Genomic DNA, 15,759 nt, shown 5'->3' with positions numbered 1-15,759 from the left:
CGAATCCGGCCCGGGGCACTCCCCGCACCACCCACAAGCCGACGCGCCTCCCCGCCGCCGGTGGCCCGCCCCTGCCCTGATCCGAGGAGATCTGTGTCTCGCGACAACGAGTTCATCGCCTACATGCGTGCGTTCGAGGAGTCCACGACGCATCTCGGAGCCTGCGCCGCCTGCCAGGACGACCAGCCGTGCACCGAAGGTGCCCCGATCCACTCCGAGTTCATCGCCCGTCAGGACGCCTGGACCAAGCGCGTCCGGGCCGAAAGGAAGCAGCCGTGAACAACCTCCCCGAGCCGGTCCGGGTCGTACAGCTCCCGGACGGCACCTACACCTACGCCGACCACCTGCCCGCCCAGCCGCAGGCCGCGCCGCAGCAGATCGTCCAGCACATCCACCAGGCACCCCCGGACCGCACGGTCCAGCGGGTCGCGCTCGGCTCCGGCGTCGGAGCCGGGGCGGTCGCGGCCGGCGTGTACTTCGGCCCCCTCCTCGTCGGCGTCCTCACCGCCATCGCCGCCAACCTCGCGATGCTCGCGTTCCTCGCCGCCGTGTTGGCCTGGGGCGTCGTGACCGTCGTGAAGTCGGTCGGCGGTACGGACGGCAAGGCCGCCGCCAAGTCCCTCACCAAGTCCCGTCGTCGCTGACCGAAGGGAGCCCGTCATGTTCAAGGCAGGAGACAAGGTGCGGATCGTCCGCTGCGAGGACGACCCGCGCGCGGCCGGCAGAACCGGCCGCATCGTCGACGAAGTACCTCCCGGACCCCTGACCGAGGGCCGATGGACCGTGAACCGGATCAGTCCCCTGATCGGCCCCGTCCTGTGCCACACCTCGGAGTTGAGGCCCACCTGACGGTTCCCTGTCCGCCCCGGTCGCCCCGGGGCGGGCGGGGAGCCGGACAGCCCGGCCCCGCCCGAGGAGGACATCGTGGAGAGCTACACCCCCGCCGAGAAGCGCGAGCGTGCCCGCCTGTTCCGCAAGGGATTCCGGCAGGCCCTCGCGGACTGCGTCGACCCGAAGGTCGAGAAGGCGATCGAGCGGATCGACCAGCGGGCCGCCGAGCGCGGCGCCCAGGAGCTGCGGGCTCTGCACCAGGTGCAGGCCGACGCCCGCCAGTCCCTCGCGAACGCCAAGGCCGCCGAGCGCACCTCCGCCCGCACCGACCGCCCCGCCGCCCGCCAGGCCCGCAAGCAGGCCGAGGACGCCGTGCGCCGCGCCGAGCGCGCCGTGGCCCGTGCGGAGCGCTGAAGACACCACCCCGCGCTGTGTCGGGGCGGCCGTACCCGGCCAAGGACACCAGCCGCCCCGACACCAGCCCTCACCGCCCATCAAGCAGGAGGAAGTACCAGCATGACGGATACCGCCGCTCCGGCCACTCACCTGCGCCCGGTCCCCGACCTCGACGACGACAACGAGCCTGCGGCGCCGGTCGCGGTCGACAACCCCGCACTGCCCAACCCGAAGGTCAGCATCGAGAAGCGCAAGCCGGTCCTGGCCGGGTGGCTCACCAACAGGCGGGATTTCGCGGCCACCGCCCGGCATGCCGGGGCGAACCTCGGCTACAGCGCCCTGTTCCACAGTGTGCGTCTGCCGGTGTATGCCGGGCGGCTGGCACTGATGTCCCCCCGGGGTGCGTGCCGGTTCATCGCCTCCACCAACCGGTGGGTGTGGGACCGGGAAGCCGCACCTTTGCGGGCCGCCGCCGTGCGCGCCGAGGACACCGAGGAGTACATGCGTCTGGCCCGGCTGCGGTCCGGCCGTGTTCGGCTGCGCGGTCTGGTCGTTCTGGTCGCGGCCGTGTTCGGCCTGGGGTTCGCGCTCTGGCTGTACGTCATAGCCCCCGCGTTCATGTACGCGTTCGCGGCCGGCGGGGTGCTGTTGCTGGGCATGGCCGGTCAGCAGCCCGACGCCCCGGTCGTCGGGCCCGCGGTTTTGAAGACCGAGGTGCAGAAGCTGACCGGCAGCATCGTGCTGCGCGGTCTCGACTCGATCGGGAACGCGAAGATCTCCGCCGGAATCAAGAAGGGCGGTGACATGAACGGCCTGCGGTTCGTCTCGGAGATCGTGCGTGACGGCCCCGGCTACCGCGCCGACCTGGACCTTCCCTACGGGGTGACGCCCGAGGACATCATGGAGTCCCGCAAGCCGCTCGCCTCGGGTCTGCGGCGCAAGGTCGGCTGCGTATGGCCCTCGCCGGACCCCACCGAGCACGAAGGCCGCCTGGTGCTGTGGGTCGGGGACAAGCCGATGAACGAGACGACCAAACCCGCCTGGCCGCTGCTCAAGTCCGGGACGGTGGACCTGTTCAAGCCTGTGGTGTTCGGCAACGACCAGCGGATGCGGGACGTGAGCGTGACGCTCATGTTCGCCGCCGTCGTCGTCGGCTCGATCCCCCGCATGGGCAAGACGTTCCTGATGCGCCTGTTCCTGCTCATCGCCGCCCTGGACCCCCGTTCCGAGCTGCACGCGTTCGACTTCAAGGGCACCGGCGACTTCGGGGCCCTGGAACCGGTCTGCCACCGCTACCGGGCCGGTGAGGAGGACGACGACATCGAATACGTCCTGGACGCGCTGCGGGAGCTGAAGGAAGAACTCCGCCGCCGGGCCAAGGTCATCAAGTCCCTGCCGCGCTCCCGCTGCCCGGAGTCGAAGGTCACCCCGGAACTGGCCAGCGACAAGGCCCTGAAGCTCCACCCGATCGTGGTCGGGTTCGACGAGTGCCAGGTGCCCTTCGAGCACGAGGAGCACGGCAAGGAGATCGAGGCGATCTGCACCGACCTGGTCAAGCGCGGCCCGGCGCTGGGCATCGTGACCCTGTTCGGTACCCAGCGGCCGGACGCGAAGTCGCTGCCCACCGGCATCAGCGCCAACGCAGTGCTGCGGTTCTGCCTGAAGGTCATGGCTCAGCCCGCGAACGACATGGTGCTCGGCACGTCGATGTACAAGGCCGGATACCGGGCCACGATGTTCTCCCGGTCCGACCGGGGGATCTGCTGGATGGCCGGTGAGGGCGACGACCCCCGCATCGTCGCCTCCGCTTTCGTGGATGCCGTTGCCGCCGAGCAGATCGCCGCACGGGCCCGCACCGCGCGGGAGGAATACGGCAACATCACCGGCCACGCCATCGGCAACGGGCCGGAGAAGACCGGCCGCTCCGACATCCTCGCCGATGTCCTCGCGGTCATCGCGCCGGGAGAGAAGGCGGTGTGGTGCGAGCGGATCGCCACCCGCCTGACCGCCGCCCAGCCCGACGCCTACGCCGGGTGGAAGGGCGAGAACGTCACCACCGCACTGAAGCCCCACGGCATCAAGGCCGGACAGGTCTGGGGCCAGACCGACACCGGCGAAGGCAAGAACCGGCGCGGCATCGACCGCGCCGACATCACCACCGCCATCACCCGCCGTGACCAGAACAAGGCGGCTGCCTGACCCGAGCACGACTGCTAGACCTAGCGGCCCCGACTGCTAGGTCTAGCACCCCCGCTAGCAACCAAAAGCCTCCCTGAGCTGCCCACTATCGTCTAGCGGCCCACCTGCGAAAACCCAGGAAAACCGCCCCCCCTGAAGCGAAAGGACCCCTCCATGGGTCTCGCTAGCCTCCTACTCCTGCTCGCCATCGCCGGTTACGCAGCGTTGTGCATGGCCCGGCCGTTCGGCCCGTGCCGCAAGTGCCGGGGCACCGGCCGGACCGACACCCGAGGTGCTGCCGAGGTCTGCCGCCGCTGCCACGGCGACCGCTACCGCCTCCGCCTCGGACGCCGCATCCACAACCACGCAGAACGCATCCACACCACAGGCACCCGCCCCGAGCCGAAGCGCGACTGACCCCGAGGAGACAGTCATGCCGCTGCTCGACTGGCGCGACAACCGGCACTACGACGCCACCCGCGACCTGCCCTGCGTGCTCTGCGGCAAGCCCACCCCGATGCGCTCCCACGACCGCGAACCCGTCCACAAGGTGTGCGCGGAAGCGTGGCTTGACCAGTACCCCGAATCCAACCGCTTCCACAACTGAACGCCGAAAGCGGCCCCTGTCTCACGCCAATGAACCGGGGCCGCCCTCGTCCAGCAGCTCACACACGAGAACTGGAGACATCCATCATGACCCACCCCACCCCGATCCAGGCCGCCGAACAGGTCGTAGCGATCGAGGCCGCCCGCGCCTACGTCGCGGACATCGGCGTCATCGACCTGACCAACGCCGGGACCCTCGCCGGTCACCTCATGGCCGCCGAAACGCTCCTCATGCAGATCGCCGCGGCTTTCGCGGAGCCCACGGAGAGGACCGCCCGATGAGCACACACCTGCTGACCGCCGCCCTGAACGCGGCAGAGCATGGCTGGCACGTCTTCCCTCTCCGCCCCGGCGACAAGCGGCCCGCCCTCCACGGCGAGACCACCTGCCCCGGACTCGGTGACTGCGCCGACGGCCACCGGAAGTGGGAAGACCGCGCCACGGTCGACCCGGACCGGATTCGCCGGGCGTGGGCCGACCGGCCATTCAACATCGGGATCGCCACGGGCCCGTCCGGGCTGGTCGTCGTCGATCTCGACATGCCCAAGCCCAACAGCAGTAAGGGCACGCCTTCCGGCGTGACGACCTTCACGGCGCTCTGCGAGCGCGCCGGACAGGCCGTCCCCGCCACCTACCGGACCCGGACCGCGAGCGGCGGACACCACCTGTACTTCACCGCCCCGCCCAGCACCCGTATGACGAACAGTGCGGGCCTGCTCGGGAAGCTGATCGACACACGGGCATGGGGCGGGTATGTCGTCGCCCCCGGAAGCTCCACCCCCACCGGCCCCTACACCGTCACCGACCCCACCGGCCCTGCCCCACTACCGGATTGGCTGTACACCCTTCTGAGACCCCGTCAGGAGTCGCAGGCACTAATGGCTGTGCCGTCGTCGTCCAGGGCCTCTCGCTACGCCGCAGCCGCGCTCACGGCGGAAACGGCGACCGTGGGGAGCGCTCCGGAGGGTGAGCGGGATTCGACTCTGCTTTCGGCGGCGCGAGCCCTGGGGCGGTTCATCGCGTGGGGCGACCTTCCCCGGTCAGTGGTGGAGGAGGCTCTTCAGTCGGCGGGGGAGTGCGCCGGCCTGTCGTCGCGCCAGTGCCGCTCGACCGTGCGCAGCGGTCTGAACTGGTCTATCGCACGCAACCCGCAGCGGAGGACGGCATGAACGCCCCTCCCCGCTCCGCCCTGAAGAGCCTCCCGACACCCCTTACCGGGCCCAGCACCGCCGAACCGGCCCCCGCCGCATCTGGCAGTGGTGCGCCGAAGGTCGTCGGCCGTAAGGCCGTCCCCATTGCTGTTCGTCCTGCCCCGCGCACGACCGCCACGACCGGCATCCGCCCCGGTCTCCACATCCGCGGACTGGAACGGGGCGGATTCCCCGTAGCCGACTGGCTGTGCGCCTGTGGGCACCACGAACGCGCACGCGGCCGGAAGGCCGTCACCGAGCTGAACGCTCGCGTACGCGTCTGGCACTGCCCCCACCGAGCCCCCGAAGAGAACAGGAGCGCCGCATGACCGCCCCCGCACAGCCCACGGCCCCCATCGACGGTGCGGCCCTGCTCGCCGAAGTCGAGCGGTTCCACCGCAGGTTCAACGTGTTCCCCCGCGAGGCCGCCTATGTGGCCGTCGCCCTGTGGGACGCGCACGCCCACCTCCTCGACGCGTTCGACTCCACTCCGCGGCTCGCGTTCCTCTCCCCGGAACCGGGGTCCGGCAAGTCGCGGGCGCTGGAGGTGGTGGAGACGCTGGTGCCGCGTCCGATGCTGGCGGTGAACGCGCGGGCCGCTGCGCTCTTCCGGTCCGTCTCCGACCCGGCCGGACGGCCCACGATCTTGTTCGACGAGATCGACACAGTCTTTGGCCCCAAGGCAGGGGACAACGAGGAGCTTCGCGGCTTCCTGAATGCGGGCCACCGTCGCTCCGGGGTCACCTACCGGTGCATCGGGGACGGAGGGAATCAGACGGTTGTGGAGTTCCCCTCCTACACCGCCGTTTCCGTCGCGGGGCTCGGCTACCTGCCGGACACGATCACGACGCGGTCCGTCATCATCCGCATGCGGCGCCGCGCGAGGAACGAGAAGGCCGAGCCGTTCCGGGCCCGACTGCACGAGGCCGAGGGCCACGCGCTGCGGGACCGGCTCGCCCAGTGGGCCGACCAGGTCCGCGACGACATCGCGGGCAGGTGGCCCGAGATGCCCGAGGGAGTCACCGACCGCCCCGCAGATGTGTGGGAGCCCCTTCTGTCCGTCGCGGACGCGGCCGGGGGCGACTGGCCCGAGCGCGCCCGCACAGCGTGCATGGAGCTGGTCACCGCGGCCAGGGCCGACGACAAGGGCAGTCTCGGCATCCGCCTGCTCACCGACCTTCGGGACCACGTCATGGCGGGCATCGACCGCATGCCGACGGTCGCCATCCTGGACCGGCTGTGCGCGCTGGACGAAGCACCCTGGGCGGACATGAGCGGCCGGCCGATCGACTCCCGGAGCCTGGCCAAGATGCTCGGCGAGTACATGACCACCGACAACACCCCGGTCAAGGCCCGCAACATCAAGTCCGCCGGGGCCGTCCTCAAGGGCTACTACGCCCTCGATCTCCATGACGCGTGGCAGCGGTACTGCCCCCCACCCCCCTCAGGGGCCGCTACCTCCGCTACCTCCGCTACCCCGCAGGTCAGCGGCCCGGAAACGGTAGCGGCAGAGCTGTTCCCGTCCGCTACCTGAGTGCTACCCGCTACCAGCCCCGTGCCCCGCATGGGCCGGAGCCGGTAGCGGATCCATCCGCTACCGCTACCCCTATCCGCTACCTCGATCATGCCCCTGACCTGCACGGTAGCGGAGGTAGCGGAGGTAGCGGACCTGACAGGAAGGGGCCAGACGGCCCCGGCATCCCGCCAAGGAGACACGTCTGATGAGCAGCGCTGCTCGAATCGGGCGCCGGTTGACTGCCGCGCCCACCCCTCCCACCACTCCGCCACTGAGCGAGAGGTACCTGTCTGTCCCTGAGGTTGCCGAACTGCTCGGCACCACTGAGCGGTTCCCACGACGACTCATCTCCGAGCGCCGCATCCGGTTCGTGAAGGTGGGCCGCCACGTGCGCATCCCGCAGAGCGCGGTGGTCACGTTCATCGAGTCACACACCGTCGAGCCGATCCAGCCCCGCCGCCGTGTGAGGAGGGCCGCCTGATGGGAGCGAGGGGGCCCAAGAAGGGCAAGGGCATGAGGAGGTTCGGAGCGGTTCGGCAGTACCGTTCCGGGCGCTGGACCGCGTCGTACCTCGACCCGACGGGGCTGCGGCAACGCGCTCCAGAGACATTCGAAACAAAGACAGACGCCGAGATCTGGCTGTCGCAGATCGAGGCTGACATCACGCGCAAAAACTGGCGTGACCCGGACGCGGGGGCAGTGAACTTCGAGGAGTACGCGACGAAGTGGGTCGCGGAACGCGGAGTCGCGTCGCTCACGGAAGAGCTGTACGTCCGGCTGCTCCGACTGCACGTCCTGCCCACGTTCGGAGAGCTGGACCTGGACGAGATCACCCCTCCAAGGGTCCGTGAGTGGAGGACGGAGCGACTGGCTACCACGAGCGCCGCCACGACCGTAGCCAAGTCGTATCGGCTGCTCAAAGCGATCCTGGAGACCGCAGTGGATGACGAGCTGATCCGCCGGAATCCGTGCCGCATCAGGGGCGCCGGCAAGGAGGTGTCCAAGTCTGGGCAGGTCGCCAGTGTCGAGCAGGTGGACGCACTCGCTGACGCGATCGGCATCCGGTGGCGCCTGATGGTCTACCTCGGGGCATACGGCCCGATGCGTCCCGAGGAGCAGGCCGAACTTCGCCGGAAGGACGTTGACGTGGACAACGTCACGATCACCGTGCGGAAGGCAGCGCCGGAGCTGGCCACCGGCCAGCGGGCGGAGGGGCCGACCAAGTCCGAGGCGGGCAAGCGGGTCGTGGTCCTGCCGCAGTTCCTGCGGATCGACCTCAAGCGTCATCTGGACTGGTACGCGGAGAAGGGCCCGGACGGCCTGCTCTTCGTGGGGGAGAAGGGCGCCCCGTTCCGCCGCTCCTCCTTCGGGCGGAAATGGAAAAGGGCGCGCACAAAGGTTGGGATGCCGAGCGATTTTCGGTTCTATGACCTCCGCCACACCGGGCACACCCTTTCGACCCGATCCGGGGCGACGCTCAAAGACACGATGGTGCGCGCTGGGCAGTCGACCGAGAAGGCGGCGCTCATCTACCAACACTCCGATCACGAGCGGCAGAAGGAGGTGGCCGGTGGGCTGGATCGGATGGTGCAAGCCGCCCGCGAGAAGGCGCGCGAGCAGTCACAGAAGGGGGCAGGTGGTGCGGAGGTGGTGCGCGACGCATAGAGAGGTCTAGACAACGAAGAGGGCCCAGGTCGCTGACCTGAGCCCTCTTGGAAGAGCGGGTGACGAGAATCGAACTCGCGCTCTGAGCTTGGGAAGCTCATGTTCTACCATTAAACTACACCCGCGAAGCGCACCGTTGATCGCTTGCGCATCGTTGCACACTCTACCCCATGCCAGGTCCCCGGCGTTTGAGCCATGGGGCCATTTTGTTGTGGGGGAGGGTGGATGCGGGTGCCGGGGGCGGGAGTTGGGGGCGTAGCGTGGGGGCCGGAGTGCCGCCTGGAGTGGCGTCCTGTTCATCCCCTAATGTGGCGTTCTCGTCCACGGTTTGTTGGGGAAGGGACTTGATGGACTCCATGGAGCGCACCGTCGTCCGCTGTGCCGAAGGGCACGTATTCGCTACCGCTTCGTTCCCGATGCAGCAGCTCGGGTCCGGGCGGATCGGTCCCGGGCGGCTCATTCGCTGTCCTCGTTGCGCGCGGCTGCGGCATGCCGTGCCTGTGGTGTTCGAGCAGCGGTAGGAGCGGTGTCAGGCGCGCGGGGCGGTCCCGGATTGGGGTGGTCCCGCGCGTTCTGCGTATCCTCGGGGCGTGCTTCTCTCAGACAAGGACATCCGGGCCGAGATCGACGCCGGACGTGTACGCATTGATCCGTTCGATGCGTCGATGGTGCAGCCGTCGAGCATCGATGTGCGGCTCGACCGCTACTTCCGGGTGTTCGAGAACCACCGCTATCCGCATATTGATCCAGCCGTCGAGCAGGCCGATCTGACGCGCATGGTCGAGCCGGACGGGGACGAGGCGTTCATCCTGCACCCCGGTGAGTTCGTGCTCGCTTCGACGTACGAGGTCATCTCGCTGCCCGACGATCTCGCGTCGCGGTTGGAGGGCAAGAGTTCGCTGGGCCGGCTCGGTCTTGTGACGCATTCGACCGCCGGGTTCATCGACCCCGGTTTCTCCGGGCACGTGACCCTGGAGCTGTCGAATCTCGCGACGCTGCCGATAAAGCTGTGGCCGGGGATGAAGATCGGGCAGCTGTGCATGTTCCGGCTCAGTTCGCCCTCGGAGTTCCCGTACGGCTCCGAGCGGTACGGATCGCGGTACCAGGGCCAGCGCGGGCCGACCGCGTCGCGGTCGTTCATGAATTTCCACCGGACCCAGGTGTGATGCGGATGAGCGGTGAGGTGCGGGAGAACCTGACGTACGAGGGTTTCGGTCATGCCGTGCGTGAGCTGGCGCAGACCGTGGCCGACGACGGATTCGAGCCCGATGTCGTGCTGAGCATCGCGCGGGGCGGGGTATTCGTCGCGGGCGGGCTCGCTTATGCCCTGGACTGCAAAAATATTCATTTGGTGAATGTGGAGTTCTATACCGGAGTGGGTACCACCCTGGAAATGCCGGTCATGCTGGCTCCCGTTCCCAATGTCATCGACTTCTCGGACAAGAAGGTTCTGATCGCCGACGACGTCGCCGACACCGGGAAGACGCTGAAGCTGGTGCGCGATTTCTGTGTCGATCATGTCGCCGAGGTACGCAGCGCGGTCATCTACGAGAAGTCGCATTCGCTGGTGAAGTGCGAATACGTGTGGAAGAAGACCGATCGCTGGATCAACTTCCCCTGGAGCGTGGACAAGCCCGTCGTGCGGCGCAGCGGACAGGTTCTCGACGCGTGACGTGTGAGCTGTGACACGTGACGTGTGGGCTGTGACACGTGGCGTGTGTGCGTACTCCTGGCTTCTGAAGATATGAAGGAACCCCCGGTCCCAGGACCGGGGGTTCCTTCGCATCTGCGCGGGCGAGGGCGTCAGATCGTGCCGAGCTTGATGATCGACAGCAGCGCGATCAGCTGGATCGCGGACGCGCCCAGCGCCTTCGGCCACGGCAGGTCGTGCGACTTGCTCACCATCGAGGTGAAGAGCGCGGCCGAGGCCAGCCAGGTGATCCAGCCGAGGACCTGGACCAGGGAGTTCTCGCCGCCGAGGAAGAGCGCGAATATCAGGCGCGGCGCGTCCGTGATCGACATGATCAGCATGGAGAGGCCCACGGTCGGCTGCCAGGAGCCGTCGCCCCCGAGCTGGCGGGCGAGGGTGTGCGTGACCGCGCCCAGGACCAGGCCGCCGATGACGAAGCAGATGCCGGTGATGGCGACGTAGGGGACCGCCGTGGAGATCGTCGCGTGGATCGCGTCGTCCCGGGCCTGGTCGAAGCCGAAGAGGGCGAGCAGGCCGTACAGGAACGTGACGATGAGCGCCGGGCCCCAGACCGGGTAGTCGCGCATCTGCCAGAACGTCGGTCCGGGGCGCAGCACGATGCCGGCGAGCAGGTCCTTCCACGGCAGCCGCGGTCCGGCGGGCTGGGCGGGGGCCTGGCCGGCGCGGTAGGTGTTGCCGTCGCCGTACGGATCCTCGCCGATGCTGAACGCCTGGGTGTGGCCGGGGGAGTTGGCGTACGGGTCGCCCTGGTGGGGGGATCCGTGGGGGTGGTGGGGCTGCTGGTACGGGTCGCCGAAGTACTCCGGTTCGCCGTGGCCGCCACCGCCGTTGTAGCCGCTGCCGTTGCCGTAGCCGCCGTTGTTGTACGGGGGCGGGGCGCCGTTGCCTCCCGTCGGCGGCCATGGCTGCTGGGCGTACGGCGGTGGTGCCTGTGTGCCGTACGGCTGCTGCCGCGGTTGCTGCTGCGCTTGCTGCGGGGTGCGGTTGTCCCGGCCGCGTCCGATCCTGAATCCAGCCACGTCATCGAACGTACCTGGTCCGCGCGGGTGCGGTGAGAGGGCCTGGGAAACCCGCCCGCCATTGCGGCCGAGCTGTGACATCCCCTAGGGGATGCCCCGGGGGGACGGAAAGCAGAAGCGGCCGGTCCTGCCCCCGAGGCAGGTCCGGCCGCTTCTGTCGCACGACAGCCCGAGCTACTTCACCGGCTCCGGCTCAGGTGCGTCCGCCGTCTCCGTCTCCCCGGCCGGGTCGGCCGGGGTCTTCACGGAGTCCAGCAGCAGCTGCGATACGTCGACCACCTGGATCGACTCCTTCGCCTTGCCGTCGTTCTTCTTGCCGTTGACCGAGTCGGTCAGCATGACCAGGCAGAACGGGCAGGCGGTGGAGACGATGTCAGGGTTCAACGACAGAGCCTCGTCGACGCGCTCGTTGTTGATGCGCTTGCCGATCCGCTCCTCCATCCACATCCGGGCACCACCGGCGCCGCAGCAGAAGCCGCGCTCCTTGTGGCGGTGCATCTCCTCGTTCCTGAGGCCCGGGACCTTCGCGATGATCTCGCGCGGCGGGGTGTAGATCTTGTTGTGGCGGCCCAGGTAGCACGGGTCGTGGTACGTGATCAGGCCCTCGACCGGCGTCACCGGGATCAGCTTGCCCTCATCGATGAGGTGTTGGAGCAGCTGGGTGTGGTGGATGACCTCGTACTCGCCGCCGAGCTGCGGGTACTCGTTCGCGATGGTGTTGAAGCAGTGCGGGCAGGTCGCGACGATCTTCTTCGCGGCCTTCGCCTTCTTCGTCGAGTCGTCCTCGTCGTCCTCGCCGAACGCCATGTTCAGCATCGCGACGTTCTCCTGGCCGAGCTGCTGGAACAGCGGCTCGTTGCCCAGGCGGCGGGCCGAGTCACCCGTGCACTTCTCGTCGCCGCCCATGATCGCGAACTTGACGCCCGCGATGTGGAGGAGCTCCGCGAAGGCCTTGGTGGTCTTCTTGGCGCGGTCCTCGAGAGCGCCCGCGCAGCCGACCCAGTACAGGTAGTCGACCTCGGACAGGTCCTCGACGTCCTTGCCGACGATCGGGACCTCGAAGTCGACCTCCTTGGTCCACTCGACGCGCTGCTTCTTGGCGAGCCCCCAGGGGTTGCCCTTCTTCTCCAGGTTCTTGAGCATCGTGCCCGCCTCGGACGGGAACGCGGACTCGATCATCACCTGGTAGCGGCGCATGTCGACGATGTGGTCGATGTGCTCGATGTCGACCGGGCACTGCTCCACGCACGCACCGCAGGTGGTGCAGGACCACAGCACGTCCGGGTCGATGACGCCGTTCTCCTCGACCGTGCCGATCAGCGGTCGCTCGGCCTCCGCGAGCGCCGCGGCCGGGACGTCCTTCAGCTGCTCCTCGGTCGCCTTCTCGTTGCCCTCCATGTCCTTGCCGCCGCCGGCCAGCAGATACGGGGCCTTGGCGTGCGCGTGGTCGCGCAGCGACATGATCAGGAGCTTCGGGGAGAGCGGCTTGCCCGTGTTCCAGGCGGGGCACTGCGACTGGCAGCGACCGCACTCCGTACACGTGGAGAAGTCGAGGATGCCCTTCCAGGAGAACTGCTCGACCTGGGAGACACCGAAGACGTCGTCCTCGCCCGGGTCCTCGAAGTCGATCTCCTTGCCGCCCGAGGTCATGGGCTGGAGCGCACCGAGGGCCGAAGCCCCGTCCGCGTTCCGCTTGAACCAGATGTTCGGGAAGCCGAGGAAGCGGTGCCAGGCGACACCCATGTTGGTGTTGAGCGAGACCGTGATCATCCAGATCAGCGAGACGCCGATCTTGATCATCGCGGTGAAGTAGATGAGGTTCTGCAGCGTGCCGAGCGAGAGGCCCTTGAACGCGAGGACCAGGGGGTACGAGATGAAGTACGAGGCCTCGTAGCCCTCCACGTGGTGGATCGCGCCCTCCAGACCGCGCAGGGTCAGGATCGCCAGGCCGATGACGAGGATGACGTACTCGACGAAGTACGCCTGCCAGGCCTTGGATCCCGCGAAGCGGGACTTGCGGCCGGCCCGCGAGGGCAGGTTCAGCAGCCGGATGGCGATCAGGACGAGGATGCCGACCGTCGTCATCAGACCGATGAACTCGGTGTACATCTCGAACGGCGGCCAGTCGCCGATGATCGGCAGGACCCAGTCGGCCTTGAAGAGCTGTCCGTAAGCCTGGAGCAGCGTCGGCGGCAGCGTCAGGAAGCCGATGGCGACGAACCAGTGCGCGAAGCCGACGATCCCCCACCGGTTCATCCGGGTGTGGCCGAGGAACTCCTTGACCAGGGTGATCGTGCGCTGCTTCGGATTGTCGGTGCGGCTGCCCGCCGGGACCGGCTGTCCGAGCGTGACGAACCGGTAGATCTGCGCGACGGCTCGGGCAATGAGCGCAACGCCGACGACAGTCAGCACCAGCGACACGATGATCGCGGCGAGTTGCATTTGGGGGCTCCTCGGGCCTGCGAGGGTGGGATCCAGCGTCTACAAGCGTACTGGCGACTACTAAGCAGTAACTTAATCAGTCTGTGCTGACACTATCCACTTATTCCGCCGCGCTGTAGCCGCACCGGCGGTGATCTGTGTCGCTCAGGTGTGCCCTGCCGTGCCGGGTGAGTCCGCGGATCGCCCTGCGCAGCGGAGTCTGTACGGCTCTCGCCAGGATGGCCAGGTCGAGTCCCACCCAGTGGTGCTCGGCGTAGTGCTGGTCGAGCAGGGCGGGCTCGTCCCACGGCATTCCGGAACGGGAACGTACCTGTGCCAGGCCGGTGAGGCCCGGTTTCAGTTCCTGCCGCCAGTGTCCCGCGGCGGGGGCGGTGGCGGATGCCGGGGTGTCGGCGGTACTCGGTCCGACATCTCCGGCGGCCCGGTCGTCGCCCGGCGCCAGGGGTTCCGGCCCGACCAGGGAGAGGTCTCCCCGTACGACGTGCGGCAGGCGGGAGAGCAGATCCAGCCGCAGTCGCCGGGTGCGCAGCGAGCGCAGTACGAAGAGGTGGCCGCCCAGGCCGATCCGGGGCGACCGGGCCAGCACCCCGCCGGGCGGTCGCCGTACCGCGAGGGCGAGGGCGCCCGCGGCGAGCAGGGGGGTGGCCAGGACCAGCAGGAGCGAGCCGAGGGCTAGATCCAGTGTGCGCTTGGCCGACGGCCGCTCCCACTGGCGCGCCGACGCCCATTGCCGCGCCGACAGCCATTGCCGCGTTTGCGCCCGTACCTGCAGCCACCGCCGCACCCACTCTCCCTGTCCATGTCTCCGGCCATGCCTCTGTCTCCGTCTCTGCCTCTGCATCGTTCGCACCTGCCTGGGGGTCGGGCGGATCGAGCGGATCGATTGCGGGTTTTGCGTGACTCGCGGCATTTTGTGACAGAACGATCCCATGGCGCGATGATGGGGCGGGTCTACCCGGCCCGCAGGGCGGGCGGGTGTCGTCGGTGATCTCGAGGGGCGCGAGGTGCGTGCACGATAGTTGAGTCTGCTCGACTCAACTCTGTTGACACTGGGACGGGGGTCGTGCATCCTTGAGTCAGTTGCACTCAAGTAGTCAAGCTGGAGGAATTGAAATGGCACGTGCGGTCGGCATCGACCTGGGCACGACTAACTCCGTCGTCAGCGTTCTCGAAGGCGGCGAGCCCACCGTCATCACCAACGCAGAGGGCGCCAGGACCACGCCGTCCGTCGTCGCCTTCGCGAAGAACGGCGAGGTGCTGGTCGGCGAGGTCGCCAAGCGTCAGGCAGTGACCAACGTCGACAGGACCATCCGCTCCGTCAAGCGCCACATGGGCACTGACTGGAAGATCGACCTGGACGGCAAGAGCTTCAACCCGCAGCAGATGAGCGCCTTCGTCCTGCAGAAGCTGAAGCGGGACGCCGAGTCGTACCTGGGCGAGAAGGTGACCGACGCGGTCATCACCGTCCCCGCGTACTTCAACGACTCCGAGCGTCAGGCGACGAAGGAGGCCGGCGAGATCGCGGGCCTGAACGTCCTGCGTATCGTCAACGAGCCGACGGCCGCCGCGCTGGCGTACGGGCTCGACAAGGACGACCAGACGATCCTCGTCTTCGACCTCGGTGGCGGCACGTTCGACGTGTCGCTGCTGGAGATCGGCGACGGCGTCGTCGAGGTGAAGGCCACCAACGGTGACAACCACCTCGGTGGTGACGACTGGGACCAGCGCGTCGTCGACTACCTGGTGAAGCAGTTCGCCAACGGACACGGCGTCGACCTGTCCAAGGACAAGATGGCGCTCCAGCGTCTGCGCGAGGCCGCGGAGAAGGCGAAGATCGAGCTCTCGTCCTCGACCGAGACGACGATCAACCTGCCCTACATCACGGCGTCCGCCGAGGGCCCGCTGCACCTGGACGAGAAGCTCACGCGCTCGCAGTTCCAGCAGCTCACCGCTGACCTCCTGGACCGCTGCAAGACGCCGTTCCACAACGTCATCAAGGACGCGGGCATCCAGCTCACCGAGATCGACCACGTCGTTCTCGTCGGTGGCTCGACCCGTATGCCGGCCGTCGCCGAGCTCGTCAAGGAGCTGACCGGTGGCCAGGAGGCCAACAAGGGTGTGAACCCGGACGAGGTCGTCGCCATCGGTGCCTCGCTCCAGGCCGGTGTCCTCAAGGGCGAGGTCAAGGACGTCCTGCTGCTCGAC

The 15,759-nt window shown here is 68.3% G+C and carries 19 protein-coding genes and 1 tRNA gene; 16 read left to right on the top strand and 4 right to left on the bottom strand.

From position 1 onward, the window contains the following. The first annotated feature begins 93 nt into the window (after nucleotides 1-93). From ACZ7L9_RS08030 to ACZ7L9_RS07970, 13 genes are all read left to right on the top strand, one after another. Nucleotides 94-279 (top strand): hypothetical protein, encoded by a 186-nt coding sequence (locus tag ACZ7L9_RS08030; protein WP_471413536.1) that lies wholly within the window; start codon nucleotides 94-96, stop codon nucleotides 277-279. Then, nucleotides 276-644, top strand: coding sequence for a DUF6251 family protein (locus ACZ7L9_RS08025; RefSeq protein ID WP_471413534.1), 369 nt, complete (start codon nucleotides 276-278; stop codon nucleotides 642-644). Before ACZ7L9_RS08030 ends, ACZ7L9_RS08025 begins: the two co-directional genes overlap by 4 nt. A 16-nt stretch (nucleotides 645-660) precedes the next feature. After that, nucleotides 661-849: a hypothetical protein gene (locus ACZ7L9_RS08020; RefSeq protein WP_471413532.1), complete on the top strand. Its 189-nt coding sequence runs from the start codon at nucleotides 661-663 to the stop codon at nucleotides 847-849. A gap of 75 nt (nucleotides 850-924) precedes the next feature. Next, nucleotides 925-1,245, top strand: a complete 321-nt coding sequence (locus ACZ7L9_RS08015; RefSeq protein WP_471413531.1) for a hypothetical protein — start codon at nucleotides 925-927, stop codon at nucleotides 1,243-1,245. A gap of 102 nt (nucleotides 1,246-1,347) precedes the next feature. Continuing rightward, nucleotides 1,348-3,426, top strand: a complete 2,079-nt coding sequence (locus tag ACZ7L9_RS08010; RefSeq protein WP_471413528.1) for a cell division protein FtsK — start codon at nucleotides 1,348-1,350, stop codon at nucleotides 3,424-3,426. Between the two features lie 153 nt (nucleotides 3,427-3,579). Beyond that, a complete protein-coding gene (locus ACZ7L9_RS08005; protein ID WP_471413527.1) occupies nucleotides 3,580-3,822 on the top strand; it encodes a hypothetical protein in 243 nt (80 codons plus the stop codon). 16 nt (nucleotides 3,823-3,838) lie between these two features. Beyond that, the gene (locus tag ACZ7L9_RS08000; protein WP_471413525.1) at nucleotides 3,839-4,012 is read left to right on the top strand and encodes a hypothetical protein; all 174 of its coding nucleotides are present in this window, start codon (nucleotides 3,839-3,841) and stop codon (nucleotides 4,010-4,012) included. 86 nt (nucleotides 4,013-4,098) lie between these two features. Next, complete coding sequence (locus ACZ7L9_RS07995; RefSeq protein ID WP_471413523.1) at nucleotides 4,099-4,293, top strand: hypothetical protein; 195 nt, start codon at nucleotides 4,099-4,101, stop codon at nucleotides 4,291-4,293. Beyond that, nucleotides 4,290-5,180 carry a bifunctional DNA primase/polymerase gene (locus ACZ7L9_RS07990; protein WP_471413522.1) on the top strand — a complete coding sequence of 297 codons (891 nt, stop codon included), beginning with the start codon at nucleotides 4,290-4,292 and terminating at the stop codon, nucleotides 5,178-5,180. The genes ACZ7L9_RS07995 and ACZ7L9_RS07990 overlap by 4 nt, the downstream gene beginning before the upstream one ends. Further along, nucleotides 5,177-5,530 (top strand): hypothetical protein, encoded by a 354-nt coding sequence (locus ACZ7L9_RS07985; RefSeq protein ID WP_471413521.1) that lies wholly within the window; start codon nucleotides 5,177-5,179, stop codon nucleotides 5,528-5,530. Before ACZ7L9_RS07990 ends, ACZ7L9_RS07985 begins: the two co-directional genes overlap by 4 nt. Continuing rightward, complete coding sequence (locus ACZ7L9_RS07980; RefSeq protein ID WP_471413519.1) at nucleotides 5,527-6,735, top strand: DUF3631 domain-containing protein; 1,209 nt, start codon at nucleotides 5,527-5,529, stop codon at nucleotides 6,733-6,735. The genes ACZ7L9_RS07985 and ACZ7L9_RS07980 overlap by 4 nt, the downstream gene beginning before the upstream one ends. Nucleotides 6,736-6,988: 253 nt before the next feature. Continuing rightward, on the top strand, nucleotides 6,989-7,198 hold the full coding sequence (locus tag ACZ7L9_RS07975; protein ID WP_329832957.1) for an excisionase family DNA-binding protein: 210 nt from the start codon (nucleotides 6,989-6,991) through the stop codon (nucleotides 7,196-7,198). After that, complete coding sequence (locus ACZ7L9_RS07970) at nucleotides 7,198-8,382, top strand: tyrosine-type recombinase/integrase (protein WP_471413518.1); 1,185 nt, start codon at nucleotides 7,198-7,200, stop codon at nucleotides 8,380-8,382. Before ACZ7L9_RS07975 ends, ACZ7L9_RS07970 begins: the two co-directional genes overlap by 1 nt. A 54-nt stretch (nucleotides 8,383-8,436) precedes the next feature. Here ACZ7L9_RS07970 and ACZ7L9_RS07965 read toward each other — a convergent pair. Next, nucleotides 8,437-8,507, bottom strand: a tRNA-Gly gene (locus ACZ7L9_RS07965). Nucleotides 8,508-8,972: 465 nt separating this feature from the next. Here ACZ7L9_RS07965 and dcd point away from each other — a divergent pair. Further along, on the top strand, nucleotides 8,973-9,548 hold the full coding sequence (dcd, locus tag ACZ7L9_RS07960) for a dCTP deaminase (protein ID WP_072487843.1): 576 nt from the start codon (nucleotides 8,973-8,975) through the stop codon (nucleotides 9,546-9,548). A 5-nt stretch (nucleotides 9,549-9,553) separates the two neighbouring features. Next, nucleotides 9,554-10,054 carry a phosphoribosyltransferase gene (locus ACZ7L9_RS07955; RefSeq protein WP_471413516.1) on the top strand — a complete coding sequence of 167 codons (501 nt, stop codon included), beginning with the start codon at nucleotides 9,554-9,556 and terminating at the stop codon, nucleotides 10,052-10,054. 131 nt (nucleotides 10,055-10,185) lie between these two features. Here ACZ7L9_RS07955 and ACZ7L9_RS07950 read toward each other — a convergent pair whose 3' ends face one another. From ACZ7L9_RS07950 to ACZ7L9_RS07940, 3 genes are all read right to left on the bottom strand, one after another. Beyond that, complete coding sequence (locus ACZ7L9_RS07950; RefSeq protein ID WP_471413515.1) at nucleotides 10,186-11,112, bottom strand: Yip1 family protein; 927 nt, start codon at nucleotides 11,110-11,112, stop codon at nucleotides 10,186-10,188. A gap of 174 nt (nucleotides 11,113-11,286) precedes the next feature. Further along, nucleotides 11,287-13,554 carry a (Fe-S)-binding protein gene (locus tag ACZ7L9_RS07945; protein WP_471413513.1) on the bottom strand — a complete coding sequence of 756 codons (2,268 nt, stop codon included), beginning with the start codon at nucleotides 13,552-13,554 and terminating at the stop codon, nucleotides 11,287-11,289. A gap of 100 nt (nucleotides 13,555-13,654) precedes the next feature. Beyond that, entirely contained in the window at nucleotides 13,655-14,338 is a 684-nt protein-coding gene (locus tag ACZ7L9_RS07940; protein WP_471413511.1) for a sugar transferase, read from the bottom strand. Between the two features lie 329 nt (nucleotides 14,339-14,667). Between ACZ7L9_RS07940 and ACZ7L9_RS07935 the strand changes: the two genes are divergently transcribed. Continuing rightward, on the top strand, nucleotides 14,668-15,759 hold a 1,092-nt coding region (locus ACZ7L9_RS07935), incomplete at its 3' end, for an Hsp70 family protein (RefSeq protein WP_383864639.1).

This window comes from Streptomyces sp. NPDC111516, assembly GCF_055635345.1.
Note: the sequence above shows the minus strand (reverse complement) of the source record. Positions and strands in the feature narration are given on the sequence as shown.

Coding starts and splice junctions, on each gene's coding strand:
- ACZ7L9_RS08020 (WP_471413532.1), top strand. CDS start 661: ATGTTCAAGGCAGGAGACAAGGTGCGGATCGTCCGCTGCGAGGACGAC.
- ACZ7L9_RS08010 (WP_471413528.1), top strand. CDS start 1,348: ATGACGGATACCGCCGCTCCGGCCACTCACCTGCGCCCGGTCCCCGAC.
- ACZ7L9_RS08005 (WP_471413527.1), top strand. CDS start 3,580: ATGGGTCTCGCTAGCCTCCTACTCCTGCTCGCCATCGCCGGTTACGCA.
- ACZ7L9_RS08000 (WP_471413525.1), top strand. CDS start 3,839: ATGCCGCTGCTCGACTGGCGCGACAACCGGCACTACGACGCCACCCGC.
- ACZ7L9_RS07995 (WP_471413523.1), top strand. CDS start 4,099: ATGACCCACCCCACCCCGATCCAGGCCGCCGAACAGGTCGTAGCGATC.
- ACZ7L9_RS07990 (WP_471413522.1), top strand. CDS start 4,290: ATGAGCACACACCTGCTGACCGCCGCCCTGAACGCGGCAGAGCATGGC.
- ACZ7L9_RS07985 (WP_471413521.1), top strand. CDS start 5,177: ATGAACGCCCCTCCCCGCTCCGCCCTGAAGAGCCTCCCGACACCCCTT.
- ACZ7L9_RS07980 (WP_471413519.1), top strand. CDS start 5,527: ATGACCGCCCCCGCACAGCCCACGGCCCCCATCGACGGTGCGGCCCTG.
- ACZ7L9_RS07970 (WP_471413518.1), top strand. CDS start 7,198: ATGGGAGCGAGGGGGCCCAAGAAGGGCAAGGGCATGAGGAGGTTCGGA.
- ACZ7L9_RS07955 (WP_471413516.1), top strand. CDS start 9,554: ATGAGCGGTGAGGTGCGGGAGAACCTGACGTACGAGGGTTTCGGTCAT.
- ACZ7L9_RS07945 (WP_471413513.1), bottom strand. CDS start 13,554: ATGCAACTCGCCGCGATCATCGTGTCGCTGGTGCTGACTGTCGTCGGC.